The 23,359-nt window shown below is 28.6% G+C and carries 19 protein-coding genes, 3 tRNA genes and 2 riboswitches; of the genes, 16 read left to right on the top strand and 6 right to left on the bottom strand.

The genetic code is table 11. From position 1 onward, the window contains the following. The first annotated feature begins 45 nt into the window (after positions 1–45). The 5 genes from AAT22_RS03255 (at position 46) to metK (ending at position 2,596) form a co-directional block, all read left to right on the top strand. Positions 46–121, top strand: a tRNA-Val gene (locus AAT22_RS03255). Between the two features lie 105 nt (positions 122–226). Further along, positions 227–301: transfer RNA gene (locus tag AAT22_RS03260), tRNA-Thr, on the top strand. 4 nt (positions 302–305) lie between these two features. Further along, positions 306–390 (top strand) — tRNA-Tyr (locus AAT22_RS03265). Between the two features lie 129 nt (positions 391–519). Next, the gene (locus AAT22_RS03270; protein ID WP_047000243.1) at positions 520–1,086 is read left to right on the top strand and encodes a hypothetical protein; all 567 of its coding nucleotides are present in this window, start codon (positions 520–522) and stop codon (positions 1,084–1,086) included. A gap of 127 nt (positions 1,087–1,213) precedes the next feature. Continuing rightward, a riboswitch (SAM riboswitch) is annotated at positions 1,214–1,321 on the top strand. Between the two features lie 99 nt (positions 1,322–1,420). Beyond that, complete coding sequence (gene metK / locus AAT22_RS03275) at positions 1,421–2,596, top strand: methionine adenosyltransferase (protein WP_016208035.1); 1,176 nt, start codon at positions 1,421–1,423, stop codon at positions 2,594–2,596. 176 nt (positions 2,597–2,772) lie between these two features. Here metK and nagA read toward each other — a convergent pair whose 3' ends face one another. Beyond that, positions 2,773–3,909, bottom strand: coding sequence for an N-acetylglucosamine-6-phosphate deacetylase (gene nagA, locus AAT22_RS03280; RefSeq protein WP_047000244.1), 1,137 nt, complete (start codon positions 3,907–3,909; stop codon positions 2,773–2,775). Between the two features lie 203 nt (positions 3,910–4,112). Here nagA and AAT22_RS03285 point away from each other — a divergent pair, with 203 nt between their 5' ends. The 6 genes from AAT22_RS03285 (at position 4,113) to prfB (ending at position 13,099) form a co-directional block, all read left to right on the top strand. Then, a complete protein-coding gene (locus AAT22_RS03285) occupies positions 4,113–6,341 on the top strand; it encodes an ATP-dependent RecD-like DNA helicase (RefSeq protein WP_047000245.1) in 2,229 nt (742 codons plus the stop codon). Between the two features lie 14 nt (positions 6,342–6,355). Continuing rightward, on the top strand, positions 6,356–7,378 hold the full coding sequence (locus tag AAT22_RS03290; protein ID WP_047000246.1) for a hypothetical protein: 1,023 nt from the start codon (positions 6,356–6,358) through the stop codon (positions 7,376–7,378). Further along, positions 7,351–7,995: a ComF family protein gene (locus AAT22_RS03295; protein ID WP_047000247.1), complete on the top strand. Its 645-nt coding sequence runs from the start codon at positions 7,351–7,353 to the stop codon at positions 7,993–7,995. Before AAT22_RS03290 ends, AAT22_RS03295 begins: the two co-directional genes overlap by 28 nt. Positions 7,996–8,427: 432 nt before the next feature. Continuing rightward, complete coding sequence (raiA, locus tag AAT22_RS03300) at positions 8,428–8,964, top strand: ribosome-associated translation inhibitor RaiA (RefSeq protein WP_016208030.1); 537 nt, start codon at positions 8,428–8,430, stop codon at positions 8,962–8,964. Positions 8,965–9,199: 235 nt separating this feature from the next. After that, positions 9,200–11,713 (top strand): preprotein translocase subunit SecA, encoded by a 2,514-nt coding sequence (secA, locus tag AAT22_RS03305; RefSeq protein ID WP_047000248.1) that lies wholly within the window; start codon positions 9,200–9,202, stop codon positions 11,711–11,713. Positions 11,714–11,994: 281 nt separating this feature from the next. Continuing rightward, a protein-coding gene (prfB, locus tag AAT22_RS03310) for a peptide chain release factor 2 (protein ID WP_156174278.1) occupies positions 11,995–13,099 on the top strand; the annotation gives its coding sequence in 2 pieces (ribosomal slippage) (positions 11,995–12,072 and positions 12,074–13,099; 1,104 coding nt in all). 76 nt (positions 13,100–13,175) lie between these two features. Here prfB and AAT22_RS03315 read toward each other — a convergent pair. Next, the gene (locus AAT22_RS03315; RefSeq protein WP_047000250.1) at positions 13,176–14,534 is read right to left on the bottom strand and encodes a M28 family metallopeptidase; all 1,359 of its coding nucleotides are present in this window, start codon (positions 14,532–14,534) and stop codon (positions 13,176–13,178) included. 213 nt (positions 14,535–14,747) lie between these two features. Here AAT22_RS03315 and AAT22_RS19510 point away from each other — a divergent pair, with 213 nt between their 5' ends. From AAT22_RS19510 to AAT22_RS03330, 3 genes are all read left to right on the top strand, one after another. After that, positions 14,748–14,876 (top strand): hypothetical protein, encoded by a 129-nt coding sequence (locus AAT22_RS19510; RefSeq protein WP_278279786.1) that lies wholly within the window; start codon positions 14,748–14,750, stop codon positions 14,874–14,876. Positions 14,877–15,191: 315 nt separating this feature from the next. Then, entirely contained in the window at positions 15,192–17,354 is a 2,163-nt protein-coding gene (locus tag AAT22_RS03325) for a Tex family protein (protein WP_016208026.1), read from the top strand. Positions 17,355–17,449: 95 nt separating this feature from the next. Next, positions 17,450–17,568, top strand: a riboswitch (FMN riboswitch). 216 nt (positions 17,569–17,784) lie between these two features. Continuing rightward, positions 17,785–18,387: an ECF transporter S component gene (locus tag AAT22_RS03330; protein ID WP_047000252.1), complete on the top strand. Its 603-nt coding sequence runs from the start codon at positions 17,785–17,787 to the stop codon at positions 18,385–18,387. Positions 18,388–18,428: 41 nt separating this feature from the next. Here AAT22_RS03330 and AAT22_RS19240 read toward each other — a convergent pair whose 3' ends face one another. After that, entirely contained in the window at positions 18,429–19,019 is a 591-nt protein-coding gene (locus AAT22_RS19240) for a GGDEF domain-containing protein (protein ID WP_172654998.1), read from the bottom strand. Between the two features lie 719 nt (positions 19,020–19,738). Here AAT22_RS19240 and AAT22_RS03340 point away from each other — a divergent pair. Continuing rightward, positions 19,739–20,170 carry a MarR family transcriptional regulator gene (locus AAT22_RS03340; RefSeq protein ID WP_016208022.1) on the top strand — a complete coding sequence of 144 codons (432 nt, stop codon included), beginning with the start codon at positions 19,739–19,741 and terminating at the stop codon, positions 20,168–20,170. A 4-nt stretch (positions 20,171–20,174) separates the two neighbouring features. Next, positions 20,175–21,551, top strand: coding sequence for an MATE family efflux transporter (locus tag AAT22_RS03345; RefSeq protein ID WP_016208021.1), 1,377 nt, complete (start codon positions 20,175–20,177; stop codon positions 21,549–21,551). 26 nt (positions 21,552–21,577) lie between these two features. Here AAT22_RS03345 and rimI read toward each other — a convergent pair whose 3' ends face one another. From rimI to tsaE, 3 genes are read right to left on the bottom strand one after another with little or no spacing between them, the layout of a single operon-like run. Next, entirely contained in the window at positions 21,578–22,039 is a 462-nt protein-coding gene (rimI, locus tag AAT22_RS03350) for a ribosomal protein S18-alanine N-acetyltransferase (RefSeq protein ID WP_016208020.1), read from the bottom strand. After that, entirely contained in the window at positions 22,023–22,739 is a 717-nt protein-coding gene (gene tsaB, locus AAT22_RS03355) for a tRNA (adenosine(37)-N6)-threonylcarbamoyltransferase complex dimerization subunit type 1 TsaB (protein WP_016208019.1), read from the bottom strand. Before tsaB ends, rimI begins: the two co-directional genes overlap by 17 nt. Next, complete coding sequence (tsaE, locus tag AAT22_RS03360) at positions 22,736–23,197, bottom strand: tRNA (adenosine(37)-N6)-threonylcarbamoyltransferase complex ATPase subunit type 1 TsaE (protein ID WP_016208018.1); 462 nt, start codon at positions 23,195–23,197, stop codon at positions 22,736–22,738. The genes tsaB and tsaE overlap by 4 nt, the downstream gene beginning before the upstream one ends. Between the last annotated feature and the right edge of the window lie 162 nt (positions 23,198–23,359).

Below are 23,359 nucleotides of genomic sequence, written 5' to 3' on the forward strand. Positions count from 1 at the left end.
CCGTCCTCCCCCACCATTTTATAAATAATTTTTGAAATTTAACGTGGAAGCATAGCTCAGCTGGGAGAGCATCTGCCTTACAAGCAGAGGGTCACAGGTTCGATCCCTGTTGTTTCCACCATTTTGGTATTGAACACTTGATGAAGTAGAGAGTAGTAATAACTGAATTTAGTGTGAAATTCCATCTGCTGAAAGAAGAGAATTAGATATTTTATTAATTAAATATGCTGGCATGGCTCAACGGTAGAGCAGCTGACTTGTAATCAGCAGGTTGTAGGTTCGATTCCTATTGCCAGCTCCAATATGGGGGAGTTCCCGAGTGGCCAAAGGGGGCAGACTGTAAATCTGTTACGTTTCGTTTCGATGGTTCGAATCCGTCCTCCCCCACCAAAGTTATTATCGGTCAAACACCAATTTAATGAAAAAGTGTTTGACCGATATTTTTTTATTTGTTAAATAGTGGGACTACAACTTAATAAAATTTAATGGGTTAATTTATATAAAATTAAGGCGATCTTTATGAAAAGGTTATTAATATCCATATCAACATTGGTTTTGACATTTTTCTTGTTTACTGGGTGTAGCACATTTGCAGAAGGTGTTAAGGAAGGTTTAGAACAAGCTAAGAGCAATGACATTGAAAGTGTTCAGACGATAAAGTCTAATCTTTCTAATATTTCTATGAGTTTCCCAGAATCTTGGAAGGAAGCAAGTCTAAATGATGTGGCAACTATTCAAATGAGTCTTGAGGCAAAAGAGCAGTATATGATTGTTATTGAAGAAACTTCTGAGGATTTTGAAGACGAGTTTACTGTTGATGACTATGCTACAATCATAATGGAAAACATGAAAACAACTGTTGAAGGTGCAGATGTTTCAATGATTAATGAGTCAATAATCGGTAATAATATTTCTGCAAGGCAATTTGAGCTGTCAGGCTCAGTAAATAAAATTAAAGCTAAGTTTTTAATTACATGTATTGAACATGAAGATGTTTTTTATCAATTTACTGCATGGTCTACGCAATCTAAATATGAAGAAGCAAAGCCGGTTTTCGAAAATATTCTTAAAAGTATAAATTTCTAAAATAGTAATTTATATAGTAAAGTAATATTCGACAAAATAATATAATAAACATGAATAATTTTTAGGTTTTATAGTTGACTATTAGTATTAAAGATGCTATAATCTGAAAAGTAAAATTTGATATTAGTTCTTATCCAGAGAGGCGGAGGGAAAAGGGCCCGATGAAACCCGGCAACCTACTTCATTAAGTTTGAGTGTGGTGCCAATTCCTGCAAAGTAATTTGCAAGATAAGAAAGATTATGATTTTTATTATCTCTTCTTATCGAAGAGATTTTTTTTTATAAATAATTTTAGTTTAGAATTAATATCAAATAAAATGAAAGGAGAAATAAAATGAAAAGATTATTTACATCAGAATCAGTTACAGAAGGACATCCAGATAAAATATGCGACCAAATATCAGATGCAGTATTAGATAGTATTTTAGCTAAAGATCCAACAGCAAGAGTTGCTTGCGAAACTGCAGTTACAACAGGAATGGTACTAGTTATGGGAGAAATATCAACCAATTGTTATGTTGATATCCCTAAATTAGTAAGAGAAACTGTAAGGGAAATAGGATATGATAGAGCTAAGTATGGTTTTGACTGTGATACATGCTCAGTTTTAACATCAATAGATGAGCAATCAGGTGATATAGCTATGGGTGTTGATGAAGCTTTAGAGTCAAAGTCAGGCCAAAAGGACGAAGTTGAAGCAGTTGGTGCTGGGGACCAAGGTATGATGTTTGGTTTTGCAACAAATGAAACTGAAGAATATATGCCATTACCAATAGCTATGGCTCATAGGTTATCAAGAAGATTATCAGAAGTTAGAAAAAATGGTACTTTACCATACTTAAGACCAGATGGAAAAACTCAAGTTACAGTTGAATATGATGATAATAAAGTTGTAAGAATAGATGCAATAGTAATATCAACACAACATGGTGAAGATGTATCTCAAGAACAAATAAGAAAAGATTTAATGGAACATGTGATTAAAGCTGTAGTTCCATCAGAATTGTTAGATGATAATACTAAATATTATATAAATCCAACTGGAAGATTTGTTGTTGGAGGCCCACAAGGAGATAGTGGTTTAACAGGAAGAAAAATAATCGTTGATACATATGGTGGATATGGAAGACATGGTGGTGGAGCATTCTCTGGAAAAGATCCAACTAAGGTTGATAGATCAGCAGCATATGCAGCAAGATGGGTTGCTAAGAACTTAGTTGCAGCAGGAGTTGCAGATAAATTAGAAATTCAATTAGCTTATGCTATTGGAGTAGCTAAACCAGTATCAATAGAAATAGATACATTTGGAACTGGAAAGAAATCAGAAGAAGAAATCATTTCAATAGCTGAAAAGGTATTTGATTTAAGACCAGGAGCTATAATAAGAGATTTAGAATTAAGAAGACCAATATATAAACAAACAGCTGCTTATGGACACTTTGGTAGAAATGATTTAAATTTACCATGGGAACAATTAAATAAGGTAGAAGAAATAAAGAAACTACTTTAGTCAGTGAATAGGTTAAAGTTCACAGTGCACAGTTTTGGATGATTTTCAGCTTAGCTAAAAATCTAAAAATAAAATTAGAGCCTAATTAGAAATATACTAATTAGGCTCTTTGCTTTTCAGATGGGATGAAAAGTTACATTCAGCTGTAAATTGTGTGCTGTACACTGTGAACTATATTAAGCTGAATGAACTGTTCTTCCACCAACAATTACTTTTTTTATATTTATATCTTCATCAAATAATACTAGATCAGCATCATATCCTTCTTTAACAAGACCCTTTTTATCTTCAACCTTACAATGTCTAGCAGCATTGAAAGTTGCCATTTTTACAGCTTCGTTCAAAGAAAGGCCAACATTCTGATATACATTTTTAACAGCTTTATCTAAAGTTAATATTGAACCAGCTAAACTTCCGCTTAGAAGTCTTGCAGCACCATCTTTAACAATAACATCTTGACCACCTAACGCATACATACCATCAGGCATAGCACATGCCATCATTGCATCAGTAACCAGTAAAACCTTATCTGTAGTTTTTTGATTATAAGCAATTCTAAGAGATGGATAAGATATATGAATACCATCAGAAATTGTTTCAGTAGTTATCTCACTATCAAATATAGCACCTACAACTCCAGGTTCTCTATGAGCAAATGGTGTCATTGCATTAAATAAATGAGTTGAATGACAGCAACCACATTTAATTCCTTCCATAGCTTCATTATAAGTCGCTTTTGTATGTCCTATAGAACAAACTATTCCCTTTCTTGATAATTCTTTTATTAATTCTTTAGCACCAGGAACTTCAGGAGCAATTGTTATAGATACGACGGCATCTTCAGCATCTCCTACCATAGCATTAAAGTTTTCTATTGTTGGTGGAATTAAGAAGTTAGGGTTTTGAGCCCCTATAGCTTTTGGACTAATAAATGGACCTTCAAGATGTGCACCTAAAACGATAGCGCCATCAGTACCATTTTCTTTAGCATCTTTTATAACAGACATTGATTTTCTTATATCATCTACGGATACAGTCATAGTAGTAGGCGTAAAGGAAGTAGTTCCATGTTTAACTATAGTTTTGGAAATTTCATTAATAGCTTCAAATGTACCATCCATTGTATCATAGCCTCCAGCACCATGAATATGAACATCTATAAATCCTGGAGATAAATATAACCCATCTGCATCTATTACTTCACTATTATCTGAAAATTTCGGATTTATTTCTTTAATTTTCCCGTCCTCAATTAAAACAGACCCTTTTTCTATTTTATCAATAAATATTATATTACAATTTTTAATTATCATATTAGCACCTCCAAAGTATAATATTAAAAAATTATTTGCTTGAATTTAATTACTATATTATGTATTCAATTATATCATAAAAATATAATTTGGATTAAACAAATGTATAGTTGTATAGTCTTCATTACGATTTATATATGATATAATTATATAATAAAATTGTAAAAATTAAAATATTATCAAAAAAGATTTGGAGAGATAGCATGGAATTTCTAAATGGAGTAGTAGAATCTATTGTATTCAAAAGTGAAGATACAGGATATGTTGTATCGAAAATAAGAGTTGATAAGGACTGCATTAATGCAGTTGGAATCGTTCCTTTTTTGAAAGAAGGGCAAAGTGTTAAATTAAAAGGACAATGGGTTCTTCATAAACAATTTGGGCGCCAATTTAATATAGATGAATATGAGGAAATACTACCTAATTCAATAGATGGAATTAAGAGATATTTAAGTACAGGAATAATCCATGGTATAGGGCCTATAACAGCAAAGAAAATTGTTGATAGATTTAAAGAGGAAACTTTAGATATATTAGAGAATCATATTGAAAGACTACAAGAAATTGAAGGAATCGGGGAAAAAAAGTTCAAGATAATTTACGAATCTTATATGGAGCAAAAAGATTTGAAAGATATAGTAATATACTTTCAAGGACATGGAATGACAACTAATCAATGTATAAAAATATATAAGAAATTTGGGGTTGATTCAAAGGCGATAATTTTAGAAAATCCATATATACTTTCTGATGAAATATCAGGAATAGGCTTTATGACAGCAGATAGAATAGCAAAAAGCCTTGGAGTAGAATTAATATCACCTTTTAGAATACAAAGTGGAATAAGATATATATTGAATCAATTCTCTGCATCCGGAAATACTTATATGCCTAAAGAAAATTTAATAGAAGAAGTAGGTAAGTTATTAAACGTATCTAGTGAATTGGTTGAAGAAAATTTATATAACTTAGTTTTAGAGACTAAAATAAAAATAGAAAAGATAAATGACATAGAATCAGTATTCTCTTTGCCATATTATTACTGTGAGCTAGGGGTTACCAATAAAATAATAACACTAAGTATAGAGAATTTTAGAAATATAAATGCAGATGTAGAATTTGAAATAAAATCATTTGAAAGAAAAAACAATATAAAATTTGCATCTTCTCAAAGGGAAGCAATAGTGGGAGCCTTTGAAAATGGAATAGAAATAATCACAGGGGGACCTGGAACAGGAAAGACCACAATAATAAAAGCAATAATAGAAATATATGAGAATAATGGAATGAAGGTTTTATTAGGTGCACCAACTGGAAGAGCAGCTAAAAGAATGACGGAATCTACTGGAAGAGAAGCTAAAACAATACATAGATTACTTGAAATGGGTGTAAGTGAAGATGAAAATTCGTACTTTGCGAAAGGTGAAGGGGAACCATTAGAAGCTGACGTAGTTATAATAGATGAAGCATCAATGATAGATATAATGCTTATGCATAGCCTACTTAAAGCTATAAAACTTGGAACCAGGTTAATAATAGTAGGTGATGTAGATCAATTACCTTCAGTAGGAGCAGGAAATGTCCTAAAAGATTTGATAGAAAGTAATTTTATAAAGGTTGTAAGGCTCAAAGATATATTTAGACAAGGAGAAGCAAGTCTAATTGTAACTAATGCTCATAAAATAAATAATGGGGAAATGCCATATATAAATAGAAGAGATGGTGATTTTTTCTTTGAGAATAAAGAGGATTTAGAAGAAATATTATTTACTATAATTGACTTAATAAATAGAAGATTACCTAAATTTAATAAGGAGTGGGATAAATATAGAGATATACAAATCTTGACTCCAACTAGAAAGGGAATATTAGGAGTACAAAATTTAAATAATAAATTACAAGAAGTTTTAAACCCTAAATCACCCACAAAAAAAGAAAAAGAATTAAAGGAAATAATTTTTAGAGAAGGCGATAAAGTTATGCAAACTAAAAATAATTATTCTTTAAAGTGGGTTAGAGTCAATGGAAATGGAGATAATGAAGGTGTAGGTGTATTCAATGGAGATATGGGATTTATACAAAGCATAAATGAAGAAGAAAAAACTATAACCATAGTATTTGATGATGAAAGAAAGGTAGTTTATGACTATATATATCTAGATGAATTAGAATTAGCTTATGCGATAACTATACACAAAAGCCAAGGAAGTGAATTTAAAGTAATTATTACCCCCGCTTTTATGGGGTCACCATTTTTAATGAATAAAAATTTACTATATACGGCTATAACTAGGGCCAAAGAATTAGTTGTAGTTGTTGGTATGCCAAAAGCATTAAAATATATGGTTTCAAATACAAAAGTTATGGAAAGATATTCATCACTTAAAGATAGAATTATAGATATAACAAGTAAAGACGTTTTTATTGAATAAATAAGGAGAGTTATATGTTAGATAAAGGGTTAACAAAAAATAGGGAGTTTAATAATTTTACTTCTAGGATAAATAAATGGTATAACAAACAATCAAAAATACTAACTATAATAACTAATCCATATAATAGTACATTAATATTTATAGACTTAATAGAGAGAATATTAAAAGAGAATAAGAAGATATTATATATTTGGGGGGGAAATGAACCTAATAAAGATATAGTAGAAATATTAAAAGAAAGAAATCTTAATTTTACTTATTCATATATAGAAGAAAAAGAAGGAAAAGAAGATTTAACATTTTTAAACTTTACAAGTACGAGTAAAATAAAAAAAAATTACGACTTGTGTATATTTGATGACATAAGTATCTATTCAAAAATTTCAAAAGAAGATTTAAGAAAATGTGTAGAAGATTTATATTTATATGGTAATAGAATGATAATATTTTCTATAGAAAAAGTAGTAAATATGGGGAAAAGTATATTTCTTTCAGATTTAAAAAGGTCTAAGCCGTTTGTAGAGCCAAGAATAATAACAACAAGAGTAAAATTAGATGAAGATATACCATATACATTATATGATTATTTAATGTGGTTTAAGAGTAATAATAGAAAGGTTATAATATTTGTTCCAACGGAAGAAAAAATAAATAAATTATATAATTACTATAAAGAAGAGTTAAAGATTAAGGATGTAAGAATAATTAAATTTCTAAAGGGAGATAATTTAAAAGAAATAGAATTAATATATAAATTAAAAAATAAAAGTGTATTTGTAATTACAAACAATATAAGAAGTTATGCTAAAGAGACAAATGATATAGATATAGTAGCATTATTTTCAGATGATATTTTTTATAGTTATAAAAGAATAATATACTTTTGCTCAGATGTAGGGAAAAATACTAAAGATGATAAAATGGGAGAAGTAATTTTAGTTGCTAAAGAAATATCAAAAGATATGGATTTAGCTAAGGATATGACAAGAGGTTATAATAAACAAATATGGGAAAAGGGTTTATTAAATTATTAAAAGAATTCCTTAATGAATTTCTAGATATAATATATCCACCAATAAACAAGTGTATATCATGTGGAAGTGAGTTTATAGGACTATGTCCAATATGTAATAAGAAAATAATAAGGGTAAAGGAAAATCATAACATAATATCATATGGTTATTATAGTGGTGTAATGAAAAAATTAATATTAGAATTTAAATATAAAAAAGATTTTATTTGTGGAGATATATTATCAGACTATTTATTTGAATTAATAGAAGAAAATAACATTAAGGCAGATGCTATATTTTTTATTCCAAGTAGTAAAAAATCCTTAAAAGAAAGAGGATTTAATCAATGTGAATTTATGGCAAATAAAATAAGTGATAAATTAAATATACCAGTGTATAAAGATATTATTAAAGTAAAAAATATAAAAGAGCAAAAAACTTTATCAAAAGAAGATAGATTAAAAAATGTACAGGGAGCATTTGGAGTTATAAGTAATAGAAACATAAGGAATAAAAATATAATATTAATAGATGATGTTGTGACTACTGGTGCAACTTTATTGGAGTGCGAAAAATTACTTATAAATAATGGAGCTTGTTCAATAAAAATGTTGACAGTTGCGAAAAGTTATATATAATAATAATGTAAAGCTAGGTCTGTGGATGAAAGTCGATGCCAGTCGCAGGCAAAACGATCCACGTAAGTTTGGAAAAGTTCCTAATGAGCATGGTGCGGTATAGAAGTAAGTCCTACCAAGAAAATTGAGAGGGTTAGTAGTGAGAGGTTAATTCCGAGTAGCAAAAGCTCCAGTAGGCGAGTGTGGGGTCAAAATCCAGGTCAGCTGACTTTACAAAAAAATAGCTATTAGTTTTTACTGATGGCTATTTTTTTATTTTTTAAACATATAAAAGATAGAGTAAACAGAAGTTATAATGAGTAAAATAAAGTGAATTTTCTGTCAATTAATCTTATTCCCCTTGATTAAAGAAGTTTGAGAATAGTATAATATATATAACAAAAATTTAATCTATTAAGCTACATATAGCTTATAGAAAGGGGATGAACTTATATGAGAGTTTCAACAATAGCAAAAAATACAACAGTAACACCAGCATTAAAAGAGATGATAGAAAAAAAACTTTCAAAGGTAAAAAGATACTTTGATCCGGAGGTAGAAGCAAAGGCTACTTTATCAGTACAAAGAAATAAGCAAAAGGTAGAAATAACTATACCGTTTAATGGAATAATATTAAGAGCTGAAGAAGCAACAGAGGATATGTATAAGTCAATAGATTTAGTTGTAGCTAAATTAGAAAGACAAATTAGGAAGCAAAGAACAAAGTTATCAAGAAGAAACAATGAGTCATTAAGATTCCCACAATTAGATGAAGTTGCTTTAAGTGACGAAGTAAAAGAAAATGATGGAGAAGTTGTTAAAGTTAAAAAGTTTAGAGTGAAGCCAATGTCAGCAGATGAGGCAATACTTCAAATGGAATTAGTAGGACATAATTTCTTTGTTTATCAAGATTCAGATGAAAATAAAATATGCGTTGTATATAAGAGAAAAGATGGAGATTATGGTTTATTAGAACCAGATTATATTTAAATTTATGTTAATATTGAATTAAATTAATAAAAGGAAGTGCAATGCACTTCCTTTTTAGTTATAATATTATTAATATTAAGTTATTTCTTGAATTGATTATTAGTAAAATGGTATAATTTTAAAGGAATTTTAATTAATAACTAATAAATAATCCTTAGTAAAACTTATACAAATAAAATAATATGATTAAACTAATAAGAGAAAATAAAATAAAGTGATTGGAAGGAAAATTAGTATGGGATTTTTGGAAAAAGTATTCGGGTCATATAGTGAGAGAGAAGTAAAAAAACTACAAAAAATTGCAGATAAAATAGAAGCATTAGATGAAGAAATGCAAAAATTATCAGATGAAGAACTAAGAGTTAAAACTGATGAATTTAAAGAAAGATTACAAAAGGGAGAATCACTAGATGATTTATTACCAGAAGCTTTTGCGGTATGTAGAGAAGCTGCATGGAGAACTTTAGGAATGAAACATTATAGAGTTCAGCTTATAGGAGGAATGGTTCTTCATCAAGGAAGAATTGCAGAAATGAAAACAGGGGAAGGTAAGACTCTAGTTGCAACACTTCCACTATATTTAAATGCATTGACAGGCGAAGGTGTTCACTTAGTAACAGTTAATGATTACTTAGCAACAAGAGACGTAGAATGGATGGGAAAACTATATAATTTCTTAGGTTTAACTACAGGATGTATAGTTCATGGTTTAACATCAGAGCAAAGAAGAGAAGCATATTCAGCAGATATAACATATGGAACTAATAATGAATTTGGTTTTGATTACTTAAGAGATAATATGGTGATTTATAAGGAAGAAAGAGTTCAAAGAAGATTAAACTTTGCAGTTGTAGACGAAGTTGACTCAATACTTATTGATGAAGCGAGAACACCACTTATAATTTCAGGAGCTGGAGAAAAGTCAACTAAGTTTTATAATGTTGCAGATAATTTCGTAAAGCAATTATTAGCAGAAAAAGACTATACAATTGATGAAAAGGCTAATTCAGTAATGCTAACAGAGGCTGGTGTTGAAAAAGCAGAAAGAGCTTTTGGAATAGATAACTATGCAGATGCAGAACACTTAGAATTACAACACTATATAACTCAAGCATTAAAGGCAAACTACGGAATGAAAATAGATAAGGACTACATGGTAAAGGACGGTCAAGTAATAATAGTTGATGAATTTACAGGTAGACTTATGGAAGGTAGAAGATATTCAGATGGTCTTCACCAAGCTATTGAAGCAAAGGAAGGAGTTAAGATTGAAAGAGAATCTAAAACTCTTGCAACAATAACGTTCCAAAATTACTTTAGAATGTATAAAAAGTTATCTGGTATGACAGGTACAGCATTAACAGAGGAAAACGAATTTAGAGAAATTTATGCATTAGATGTTATAGTTGTTCCAACTAATAAACCAGTAGCCAGATTAGATAAGAGTGATTTAATATATAAAAATACTAAAGGAAAGTATAACGCTATTATAGAAGACATAATAGAATCTAATAAAAAAGGTCAACCAGTTTTAGTTGGTACAGTTAGTATAGAAAAGTCAGAGTACTTATCTTCTTTACTTAAGAAAAGAGGAGTTAAGCATCAAGTACTTAATGCTAAGTACCATGAGCAAGAAGCGGAAATAATTTCTCATGCAGGTGAATTAGGCAGTGTAACTATTGCAACTAATATGGCTGGTAGAGGTACTGATATTAAGCTTGGGGAAGGCGTTAAAGAAGTCGGCGGATTAAAGATAATAGGCACAGAAAGACATGAATCAAGAAGAATAGATAACCAATTAAGAGGTAGATCTGGTCGTCAAGGAGATTCAGGAGAATCAGTATTCTATATATCTTTAGAAGATGATTTAATGAGAATATTCGGATCAGAAAAAATCCAAGGAATAATGGAGAGATTAGGTTTAGAAGAAGATGAAGCTATTGATCATAAGATGGTAAGTAAAGCTATAGAAAATGCTCAAAAGAAGGTTGAAGGTAATAACTTTGACATAAGAAAGAATCTTATCGGTTATGATGATGTTATGAATATGCAAAGAGAAGTAATTTACAAACAAAGATCTGAAGTTCTAGAAGGAAAAAATCTAAGAGAACAAATTAATCAAATGGTTAATGAATTAGTATCTGATGCTGTGAAAGCGCATTTAGATGGTGTAAATGAAAATATTGAAGAAGAAATAAATAAATTAATAAAATATCTAGAAGATATATGTTTACCACATGGAATAGTGAAAGTTGAAGATTTAGCAGAATTATCTAATGATGAGATGATTAATAAGCTATTAGATGTGTTGATGAAGATTTATAATGAAAAGGAACAAGAATTTGGTGAAGAACAATTTAGAGAAGTTGAAAGAGTAATACTTCTTAGAGTGGTAGACCAAAAATGGATGGATCATATAGACAATATGGATCATTTAAAACAAGGTATTGGACTTAGAGCATATAAGCAATTAGACCCAATACAAGCATACCAAATGGAGGGTAGTGCTATGTTTGAAGAAATGATAAATGGAATAAAAATAGATACAGTAAAGTTCCTATTCCATATTCAAATTCAAAAACCTGTTGAAAGAGAAAGAGTAGCAGAAGAAACAACAGCAAGCCATGGTGGAGATGATTCAGACGTAAAGAAGAAGCCTGTTAGAAATGAAGCAAAAGTAGGTAGAAATGATTCATGTCCTTGTGGAAGTGGGAAAAAGTATAAAAACTGTTGTGGAAGAGAAGCATAAAATATATATAAATTGTTTTCTATACCATGATAGTATAAAATACTAAATATTTAGATATAAACTAATTCACAATGCGCAATGAGCAATTCACAATTAAGGTATAAACTCCAAAGGAGTTTAGAAATATATTTTTCATAATTCAGCTAAGCAGAATTATTCCTTAAATTATGAATTGTGAACTGTGAATTGTGAATTCTTTATATGATCATCCAAAGTATTATAGAGTTTTTGAGTTATATCTATAGTTAGTTTTTAAAAATAAAAAAGAATAGGGTGATATTATGATAATTAAGTTAGAGGCTGAATTAGGAAAGTTTAATGATATAAAAAAAACTATAAAGGAAATGGGGGCTTCTCTTTGACAAGGAAGTACTACAAAAACAATTACAGGAATTAGAACTTCAAATGCAAGAAAGTGGATTTTGGGAAGATATAAAAAGGGCAGAAGAAGTTACTAAAGAAAGCAAGAGAATTAAGGATAAGATAGATAGATTTGAATCCTTATCATCAAGGGTTGAGGATATTGAAGTTTTATCAGAATTAATAGAAGAAGAAGACCAAGAGTCTATAAATGAAGTTATAAGAGAAATTAGACTTATAGAAAAAGATGTTGAAGAATATAGAATAGAACTTCTCTTATCAGGTGAATATGATAGAAATGATTCAATATTAACATTACACGCAGGTGTAGGTGGAAGTGATGCAAATGATTGGACTGAAATGTTACTAAGAATGTACACTAGATGGTGTGAAAAAAAAGGCTTTAAGGTAGAAACTGTTGATTATTTAGAAGGAGATGAAGCTGGTATAAAAAGTGTAACATTAAAGATAAAAGGTGAATTTGCATATGGATACTTAAAGGCTGAAAAGGGAGTTCATAGGTTAGTAAGAATATCTCCATTCAATGCAAATGGTAAAAGACAAACATCTTTTGCATCAGTTGAAGTTCTTCCAGAGCTTACAAAAGATCAAGATATTGAAATAAAAAGTGATGACTTAAAAATTGATACATACAGATCAAGTGGAGCTGGGGGACAGCACGTTAATAAAACAGAATCTGCAATAAGAATAACCCATTTACCAACAGGAATAGTTGTTCAATGCCAAAATGAAAGAAGTCAATTTGCAAATAAAGATACAGCTATGTCTATGCTTAAATCTAAACTTATAGAATTAAAAGAAAGAGCTCATAAAGAAAAAATAGAAGATTTAACTGGAGAATTAAAGGATATGGGATGGGGTAGCCAAATAAGATCTTATGTATTCCATCCATATAATTTAGTAAAGGACCATAGAACAAGTGAAGAGACATCAAATTTAAATGCAGTTATGAATGGAGAAATAGATAATTTCATAACAGCATATTTAAAGAGTAATAACCTATAGCTCTAATAGCAATTAAAAACCATGTAAAAATAGATTTGTTATTTTTACATGGTTTTATAAATTTTATAAGCTAATCTTAATTAAGATACTTTTTTCTTTTTATATAAGTTATAAAAGGAGAAGATAATAAAAATCCGAACAGTATGGCAAAAGTAAACAAAGAAGATTTACCATGGAAAAATACAGTTAAGGTTCCATAAGCAGATTTATTTATCTTATCTTCAATTACACTGTAAGCACTATCTATAGCATCAGTGCTTATGAATTCTACTTTATCATTAGGAGTATGAATTTTACTCATATCACTATGACAAAAGCTTAATGAATCTATTCCTAAGTTATTGAAACTTGCATGATCACTTGAATCTTCATAAACAACTTTAGTATCCACATTGTTTTTCTTTGCCATTTTTTCAACAGATTTAAGAAGCTCAGAATCCTTATCTTTATATGATGATCCAAGCATTAAAGTAAGAGGATATCCTTTGCTGCCAATCATATCAAAATTAATGACTTCTGCCTCTTTTAGCTTATCAAGATTATTTTGGGCAAAGCTTTTTGAGCCGAGTAATCCAAACTCTTCAGCATTCAATGCTACAAAAATTATATCTCTTTTAGGCTTACCATAACTTGATAAAGTTTTTTGTAGTTCTAATAAAAATGCAGTTCCAGAGGCATTATCCAAAGCTCCATAATAAGTGTTTTTTAAACCATCTACACCTAAATGATCATAATGAGCAGTTAATACAAGAGGAGGTAGGTCACTAGAAGAACCTTTTAAAACGCCGACTATGTTAACAAGTTCTTTTTCACAAGTAGTAAATGGTAAATTTACAGAAACAATTAGTCCAGAGCGTACAGAATCTAGAATTTTATTATAAGTATTAGTATTTATCAAAACCATCATGTCATAAGCAAAATCACTGATAAAAGAACTTCTAAAAGAAAAATCATTATTAGGAGATACATAAAATAAACAATTTCCTTCGCTAGTTATTACTTCAATAGAATTTGTATAAATATTTACTTTATCCTCCTTAGAAAAACTTAAATTATTGATTCTGAAATTAATCATATCTTCTTTATAATCAACTCCATATTTCAAAGTTTCTACAACATCTTCACCGGAGAAGATTTTAAGATAAGGGGAACTATTATTAGTTATAGGACATAATGTTTTGAAGCTTTCTTTAAAGCTTTCATTAAGTGGAACCAATTTGTTATCTTCAAAGTTTTTTCTTATAATTTCTCCAACTAGTAAATTACCGTTGCTACCAGATAGTCTGCCGCCATAAGTTTCAGAAGAAAATGCAGCAATATTTGCCTTTACATTATCAGCATTAAAAGGTGAGTATGTAAAATTAAAAAATATAGAAACAGATAATAATACTAAACTAGTAATTAATGATAAATAGTAAAATAATTTTTTTTTCATAAATATACCTCAAATAATAATTATATTTAATACTATTACTTAAGATATGATATTATGAAGAAATATTAATTAAACATAGAAAATTAAGCTTTTTTATAAACCAATTCTATGAATCCGTAAATCAGAGAAAATAGAATACAAATATAAATAAATATGTTTATTTGATTTGCAACTATTGAAAAAACTCCACCAACTATTGAAGAAAAGAGTATTATGCAATTTATAAATTTGGATAATCCAGATTTATTAACTATAATTTCTTTAGTAGAAGAAATTAGTATTAATATTAATGTTAAGAAATATAAAACATATTTTAGTGTATTAGAGAACTCTATAATATAGTATTCATTTAATATTATGAAAACTATAAAAAATATAAGAAGAATACTTATTATCTTATTAATTAATATTAGAAATTTATTCATATACATCACCCATCTGTAAAATTTTTACAATTTAATTATAAACGGAATTTTACATAATATCAATAAGATAATTAAGATAACTATGTTTAGAAAAACTTTGCAATTATTTAAATCAACCTAATTGAGTAAAATTGTTTTATAAAATACTAAATAGAGTACATAAAAGTGTAATATTGTATTATAATATCATTATGTAAATTTTGGACAAATAAATTATTCATAGGAGGACTTTATGGTTGAAATAGTTGAAAGATTATCTTCTGAATTAGGGATAAGTATAACTCAAGTAAACAATGTAATATCACTGCTTGATGATGGTAATACAGTTCCTTTTATTTCAAGATATAGAAAGGAGCAAACAGGTGCTTTAAGTGATGAAGTGCTAAGAAAATTCCAAGAAAGACTTATATATCTTAGAAATTTAAAAGAAAGAAAAGAAGATGTTTTAAGGCTTATAGATGAACAAGGGAAATTAAATGATGATATAGTAAAAGCTTTAGAAGGTTCAAAAACTTTAACAGAAGTTGAAGATATATATAGACCTTATAAACAAAAAAAGAGAACAAGAGCTACTATGGCATTAGAAAGAGGATTGAAGCCACTTGCAGATATTATATTAAATGGTGATTTCAATGCTAATTTAGATGATGAAGCACGTAAATTTATTGATGAAGAAAAAGGTGTGAATAGTAAAGAAGATGCATTTAACGGTGCATTAGATATAATTGCAGAAGCAATATCTGATGAGGCCAAATATAGAAAGTGGATAAGAGAATTATTGTTTAGAGAAGGAAAAATACAATCAAGCGGTGAAAGTGAAGAGCATACACCATTTGAAATGTATTATGAATATAGTGAAGAAATAGCTAAAATACCTCCACATAGAATTTTAGCCATAAATAGAGGAGAAAAAGAAAAAGTATTATCAGTAAAAATAGTGGTAAATGAAGATAAAATCATAAAATATTTAGAAAGTGAAATATTAAAAGATACTGATATCACTGATGAATACTTAAAAATAGCAATAAAAGATTCCTTGAAAAGATTAATATACCCATCTATAGAAAGAGAAGTTAGAGGCGAGTTAACTAATATAGGTGAAGAAGGCGCGATAAAGATATTTAAGGAAAACTTAAAGGCTCTATTAATGCAACCACCTATTAAAGGAAAAGTAGTTATGGGATATGACCCAGGTTTTAGAACAGGTTGTAAGATAGCTATATTAGACAGTACTGGAAGGTTTTTAGATAAGTCAACAGTATACCCAACAGCGCCACAAAATAAAGTTAAAGAAACCAAAGATATACTAAAAGATTTAATAAATAAGTATAATGTAGAAGTAATTTCATTAGGAAATGGAACTGCTTCAAGAGAATCTGAGGAAGTGGTATCTGAAATAATATCAGAAATAAAGAAAGAAACTGGAAAAGAAATAGCATATGTAATAGTTTCCGAGGCAGGGGCATCTGTTTATTCAGCTTCAGAACTTGCTACTAAAGAATATCCCAATTTAGATGTTACAGTAAGAGGAGCAATATCTATAGGAAGAAGATTACAAGATCCTATGGCAGAGTTGGTTAAGATAGACCCAAAAGCTTTAGGGGTTGGGCAATATCAGCATGATGTTACAGCAAAGAAGCTTGATGAATCCTTAAAAGGTGTTGTTGAAGACTCTGTAAATAAGGTTGGGGTAGATTTAAATATTGCAACACCAGCATTACTTACTCATGTGGCAGGCATAAATTCAAGTATTGCAAATAATATAGTAAATTATAGAGATGAAGTTGGCGGCTTTAAAACCAGAAAAGAATTATTAAAAGTAAAAAGACTTGGGCAAAAAGCTTACGAGCAATGTGCAGGGTTCTTAAGAGTTATGGAGAGTAATGAACCTTTAGATAACACCTCAGTTCATCCTGAATCTTATGAAGCAGCAAGAAAGTTAATTAAATTATTAGGATATACCAAAGAGGATTTAAAAGAAAATAATCTTAAGGATATAGATGAAAGAGTAAAAGATAAAGGCCTTTCAAGTCTTTCTAAGGAATTAGAAGTTGGAGAACTTACACTTTTAGATATAATAAAAGAACTTAAAAAGCCAGGTCGTGATCCAAGAGAAGAAATGCCAAAACCTATTTTAAAAACAGGAGTAATGGATTTAAAGGATTTATCAGAAGGTATGATACTTATGGGAACAGTAAGAAATGTATCTGATTTTGGAGCTTTTGTTGATATTGGAGTTCATCAAGATGGACTTGTTCATAAAAGTCAAATGGCGGATAGATTTGTAAAACACCCATTAGATATAGTTAAGGTTGGAGACATAGTAAAAGTTAGAATTTTAGAAGTAGATAGTAAGAGGAATAGAATTTCACTGTCAATGAAAAATGTTAACTAGTTATTTTGCTTCGCAAAATATTACAATTGTTAAAAAAACTACTTGCAAAAATCAATATATGGACATATAATATAAGTGTAATAATAATATAAATAAATTATCTTCAGGGCGGGGCGTAATTCCCCACCGGCGGTATAGCCCGCGAGCTAAAGTTTTAGCATGATTCGGTGAAACTCCGAGGCCGACAGTATAGTCTGGATGAAAGAAGGTAAGTGGTTAGATATTGCTTAATTTTTATTTTTAAGCACATCTTATTTCTTATGGATTTTAAGCCCTGATATATTTTAGTATATCAGGGATTTTTTATTTATTAGTATTAAATCTGCTAAGAAAAGGATGAGTAAGTTAGTAAAATAATAATTAAACTAATGTCATAGTTATTTAAATCTAACCCATTGCCCCAGGGGATAGACTTTTGGGAGGAGAAAAAATGAACAATCAACAAAACAAAAACCTAAACAAATTTATTAAAATATCACTTTTAGGTGCAATAGCAGTAGTGCTTATGTACTTTGACTTTCCAATACCATTTTTACCATTTCCATGGCTTAAAATTGACTTAAGCGATATTCCAGCACTTATGGGAGCATTTGCTTTTGGCCCAATGGCAGGTATTGTTGTAGAATTACTAAAGAATTTATTAATCTTAATAGTTAAAGGAACAGGAACAGGTTTTGTAGGAGAAATAGCTAATTTTATAGTGGGAGTTTCTCTAGTAGCTCCAGCAGCGTGGGTTTATCATAGAAATAAGAGTAGAAAAAATGCACTACTTGGAATGATATTAGGAACATTATCAATAGAAATTATAGGAATATTAGCAAATGTATATTTATTACTTCCAGCATTTGGGATGAATATGGTTAAAGATGAATTAATTCAATATGTTACTGTGGGATTATTACCTTTTAATGGAGTAAAAGCTATATTGGTATGTGCAATAACATATATATTATATAAGAGGGTTTCAGTAGCAATTTTTAAAGTAGATTCAAATTTTGATAATTCTAGAAAAAGTAAACTAAATTCAATATAAAAATTAAAGCTAACTATTATATTTTTAATAGTTAGCTTTAATTATATTTTAGGAGTTTTTTTTAAGTACTTATTTTGATACATTTTATTATCTATATGATCAAAAAAATCGTAAATGTCATTAAAATCATTGGAATATATACAATAGGAATAACTAAATTTTATAGGATATTTGTTAACAGAATTATAAACTTCGGTAATAATATTTAAGAATCTTATATGACTTATAATTTCTTCATTAGAAGTATTTTCTATAATTATTATAAACTCGTCCCCGCCCATTCTGATAATTTTAGATTTTTTTTTAAAAGCTTTATTTAAAAGTAGTACAAAGTTCTTTAAGACATCATCACCAACTTTATGGCCATAAGTATCATTTATACTTTTAAATTCATCTAAATCTATATTAATTGCGCCTAGTTTAGATAAATTCATTGTAAATTTATTTGTTTTAGAAACAAAACTGTTAAAGAAATTTCTATTAAAGGCACCAGTTAATGGATCTGTTTCAAATAATTCTTGCTGAAGTAATATATAAGAAAATATAAGTACTGTAGTTATACTTCCCCAAGTTAACAAGAGTTCAGGAATAAACAATTCCAGTACAGAAGCAGTAAAAGGGAATATATACATAATGCTTATAAAAATATATATATCATTAGGAATAGTATGTTTATGTTTTACTAAAAATATATATATGCTTATATAATAAAAAGTGCCTATTAAAAAGGGAATTATTGAAAATTTTTCATTTTGGAAAAAATTATTTTTATCAATAGAAAATATAATATTAAACTTTAAATTTATAATAAGGAGTACAGTATTTATAAATAATGGTATTTTAAAGTATTTAACTTTTAGTATATTAATTTTTTTTATTTTTTCTATTTGTATATATAGATATTTATCCCACATATATAAAGGAATTGGAGAAATTAAAAAAAATAGTGTACTGAATAATTTATTTATATATATATTAATATGGCTACTTCCATTTATTAAAACAGTAATAATTTCTATAGAAATTATTAAAAAAATAACACATGAAGTATCTAAAAATATTTTATTTGATAATTTTCTTCTATCAAGTTTTACATAACAATGAAAAATAAGCATAGATAAAATAAAAAGACTTAATATATTTACTTGAAGTTTAATTAGTTTATTCATGTCTAATCCTTTCGTAATGTTAGCATTTAATTATGATGTATAGTATATGTATTACAGATAATATATATTTACTAAATCTATTTAGAAAGTATTCTTATATAAAAATAGTTGCAAATGCAACTAAAAATGATATAATTTAATTCAGTAATAAATTCAACTATTTAAATTGACAGGGAGATAAGATGGAAGATTTAAAATGTGAAAATATAGCAAGATATATTTCTAACATACAAAGAAAATGTGGAACTTTCTTTTTAAAGGAATTAGCTTATCTTGGAATAGGATATGGGCAATTTCTTTTTTTAATGGAATTATATAATAGTGATGGAATAAGACAAGAGGATCTATCTGAAATTTTAAATATAGATAAAGGAACTACAGCAAGAGCTATAAAGAAGTTAGAATCTGAATACTTTATAGTTAGAAATAAAGATAAGGAAGATAAGAGAGCCTATAGGGTTTATTTAACACAAAAGGCATTAGATAAGAAAAAAGAGATATATGAGGTTGCTATAAAGTGGGAAAATAATATTACCCAAAATCTTACCATAGAAGAAAAAAATATTATGTTGAGTTTGCTAAAAAAAGTACATATAGAAGAATGCAAGAGGTGAAGGAATGAGTACGCAAGAATTATTGGCTAAAGAGAAGATAGGAAAGTTATTGTTAAAATATTCTGTACCAGCTATAGTGGGCATGATTGTAAATGCATTATACAATGTAGTTGATAGAATTTTCATAGGTAATATAAAAGGAATAGGATCGTTAGCTATTGCTGGAGTGGGAGTAACGATGCCGATTACAACTATTATATTAGGGTTTGCAATGCTTGTTGGTGTTGGTGCTACAACAACAATTTCAATAAAACTTGGACAAGGGAAAAAAGAAGAAGCATCTAAAGTAATTGGAAATGCTATAACATTAGCGATAATTATTTCTATTATATTAACAATTCTAGGATTAGCGTTTGGAGATATAATTTTAATAAGGTTTGGAGCTAGTGCTGAAACTTTATATTATGCAAAAGCATATATAAACATAATTTTATTAGGAACTATATTTAATATGGTAGCATTTGCTTTGAATAATACTATAAGAGGGGACGGAAATCCCAAATTAGCAGCAATGATTATGATAATTGGATGTGTAACTAACATAATTTTAGATGCAGTATTAATATTCATATTTAATATGGGAATACAAGGTGCTGCGATAGCTACAGTTATATCTCAATTAGTAACAGCAATAATAGGTACACTGTATTACATTAGGGGAAAATCTAACTTAAGATTTTATAAGTCAAGTTTGAAATTAGATAAGAAAATAACAATGAAGATATTATCAATTGGAGCAGCTCCTTTTGCAATGCAAATAGCAGCTAGTTTTGTTCAAATTATATCAAATAATGTTTTAAAAACATATGGAACAGATTTAGCTATAGGGGCCATGGCAACTATATCATCTGTAAGCTTAATGTGTTTAATGCCTATTTTTGGAATAAATCAAGGAGCTCAACCTATAATTGGTTTTAATTATGGTGCCAAGCAAGAAAAGAGAGCTCAAGAAGCCTTTAAGCTTTCAGCTAAGGTAGCAACAATAATATTAGTAATTGCATTTATTATAGTCCAATTATTTCCAGAAGCTATAATAGGTATATTCAATAAAGATCCTAAATTTATGGATATATCAATTAAAGGAATGAGGATATACTTACTTATGTTACCAATAGTAGGAATATCAATAACAGGATCTAATTATATACAATCTATAGGAGAAGCTAAAACTGCAATGTTTTTAAGTTTACTTAGACAAGTGATATTGCTAGCTCCCTTTATAATAATTCTTCCAAGAGTTTTTAACTTAGGACTAGATGGAGTATGGATTGCTCAACCTGTTAGTGATATATTATCCACCACAATAACAGTCTTTATATTAGCAAAACATATGAAGATTAAAGAAGAGGTTAGTGAAGTATTATTTGAAGAAGCTAATTAATAAAAAAACAGGTATAAACTATTAGTTTATGCCTGTTTTTTATTATAAAAGTAAGTCATCAAAACTGCATCTTCTTTATTATCTGTATAGTAACCTTTTCTAAGACCATTTTCTATAAATAAAAACTTCTTATATAGGTTTTGAGCTGGAATATTTGAAGATCTAACTTCTAAGTTTATTAATGAACAATCTAGATTTTCACATAGTGATATTAATGAAGATAATAGTTTACTCCCTATTGTCAGATTTCTATAATTAGGATGTACGGCTATATTAGTTATATCCGCTTCACCCATCACTATCCAAGCACCAATAAATCCAATTACGGAGTTTGATTCTAAATCTTTAGCAACTATATATTTAGCTAAGGGATTATTTAGTTCACTATAAATAGAATCTCTACTCCAAGGGGTAGAAAAGCATAAATTGCTTATATTCAATACATCATTAATATCATTAGCTGTCATTAAACTACAGCTTATTCTCATTTTCTAGCGCTAACCTTTTCTCTAATTCTCTTTGTGCTTGAGGTTTTTTTAAATAAAAGGGAGAAGAATTTAACTCATCACATTTATTGTCCAAAAGTAATTTAATTCCTAAGTCTCCTAATGAAGATGCTCTTATTATGCTTAAATGATTAGGAGCAAAAAAGGAATTATTAAGATTTGTTGATAAGTAATCTTTATGCTTAATTAAGCCATCACCAGTAAACATGACTTTTTCATTTTTATCTTTTAGAATTTTGATTAAATCATCCAATTCAAGAGCAGAATAATCAATTAATTTTTCTAATTTACCATTGTTACCTTTATATAGACAAGTATAAACACTATCTCTTAAAGCATCCATAACAGGGCAAATTATTCCATCAAAACTTACAAGAGAATATGCAAGTGCATCTAAACTTGAAATACTAACATAAGGTTTATTTGCTCCAAAGCTTAGGCCTTTAACCGTAGCCATTCCAATTCTTAGACCTGTAAAAGAACCAGGGCCCTTTGAAACTATAAATCCATCTATATCATCTATAGATAGGTTAGAATCACTTAGTAATTTATCTACCATATCCATTATCAAAGTAGAATGTTCCATTTTATTATTTATTGTATATTCTGCTATCAAGTTATTTTCATCTAATAATGCAGCTGTTGCTACTTTAGAAGCAGAATCAATACTTAAAACTATCATAAGTTTAACTCCTTTATATAATTATATCTTTCTCCATATGGAGTAATAGAAATTTTTCTAAAGTTTTCACCTTTAGATAAGTCTTTTTCTATTAAAATATGAAGATATTCTTTTGGTAAAATTTCTTCTATGTAATTTGCCCATTCTATAATAGAAACTCCATTAGAAAATATATAATCATCAAATCCAATAGCATATATTTCATCAGGATCACTAACTCTATAAACATCAAAATGGTAAAGTTTAAGTCTACCTGAATCATACTCATTAACTATAGTAAATGTGGGGCTTGTTATATGTTCATCAATATCTAGTCCTTTAGCAATCCCTTTTGTTATATGAGTCTTTCCAGTTCCTAAATCTCCAGTTAGGCAAACTATATCACTAGGTTTTAAAAGTTTACCAATATAATAACCTATTTTAGTAGTTTCTTCTAAATTATTAACATAAAACTGCATAAATACTCTCCTTTCTTTTCGGTTCACAAGGTACAGTGCACAGTTACTAATTAACAATTAACGATCAACAATTTATGATGAAAGTACTATGTAGTTTCTAAAGTTTATATAATTTTCTTAATTCAGCAAAGTTGAATTATTTCCTAAACTTTAAATTCTCCA

Origin of the sequence: Clostridium sp. C8, assembly GCF_001010885.1 — a bacterium.
Lineage (GTDB): Bacteria > Bacillota > Clostridia > Clostridiales > Clostridiaceae > Clostridium > Clostridium sartagoforme.

Coding starts and splice junctions, on each gene's coding strand:
- AAT22_RS03285 (WP_047000245.1), top strand. CDS start 4,113: ATGGAATTTCTAAATGGAGTAGTAGAATCTATTGTATTCAAAAGTGAA.
- AAT22_RS03270 (WP_047000243.1), top strand. CDS start 520: ATGAAAAGGTTATTAATATCCATATCAACATTGGTTTTGACATTTTTC.
- AAT22_RS03290 (WP_047000246.1), top strand. CDS start 6,356: ATGTTAGATAAAGGGTTAACAAAAAATAGGGAGTTTAATAATTTTACT.
- rimI (WP_016208020.1), bottom strand. CDS start 22,039: ATGAGAATAAGCTGTAGTTTAATGACAGCTAATGATATTAATGATGTA.
- AAT22_RS19510 (WP_278279786.1), top strand. CDS start 14,748: ATGCAATTTATAAATTTGGATAATCCAGATTTATTAACTATAATTTCT.
- nagA (WP_047000244.1), bottom strand. CDS start 3,909: ATGATAATTAAAAATTGTAATATAATATTTATTGATAAAATAGAAAAA.
- AAT22_RS03345 (WP_016208021.1), top strand. CDS start 20,175: ATGAGTACGCAAGAATTATTGGCTAAAGAGAAGATAGGAAAGTTATTG.
- tsaE (WP_016208018.1), bottom strand. CDS start 23,197: ATGCAGTTTTATGTTAATAATTTAGAAGAAACTACTAAAATAGGTTAT.
- AAT22_RS03325 (WP_016208026.1), top strand. CDS start 15,192: ATGGTTGAAATAGTTGAAAGATTATCTTCTGAATTAGGGATAAGTATA.
- raiA (WP_016208030.1), top strand. CDS start 8,428: ATGAGAGTTTCAACAATAGCAAAAAATACAACAGTAACACCAGCATTA.
- AAT22_RS03330 (WP_047000252.1), top strand. CDS start 17,785: ATGAACAATCAACAAAACAAAAACCTAAACAAATTTATTAAAATATCA.
- AAT22_RS03340 (WP_016208022.1), top strand. CDS start 19,739: ATGGAAGATTTAAAATGTGAAAATATAGCAAGATATATTTCTAACATA.
- metK (WP_016208035.1), top strand. CDS start 1,421: ATGAAAAGATTATTTACATCAGAATCAGTTACAGAAGGACATCCAGAT.
- AAT22_RS03315 (WP_047000250.1), bottom strand. CDS start 14,534: ATGAAAAAAAAATTATTTTACTATTTATCATTAATTACTAGTTTAGTA.
- AAT22_RS19240 (WP_172654998.1), bottom strand. CDS start 19,019: ATGTATATATTCCCTTTTACTGCTTCTGTACTGGAATTGTTTATTCCT.
- tsaB (WP_016208019.1), bottom strand. CDS start 22,739: ATGATAGTTTTAAGTATTGATTCTGCTTCTAAAGTAGCAACAGCTGCA.
- AAT22_RS03295 (WP_047000247.1), top strand. CDS start 7,351: ATGGGAAAAGGGTTTATTAAATTATTAAAAGAATTCCTTAATGAATTT.
- secA (WP_047000248.1), top strand. CDS start 9,200: ATGGGATTTTTGGAAAAAGTATTCGGGTCATATAGTGAGAGAGAAGTA.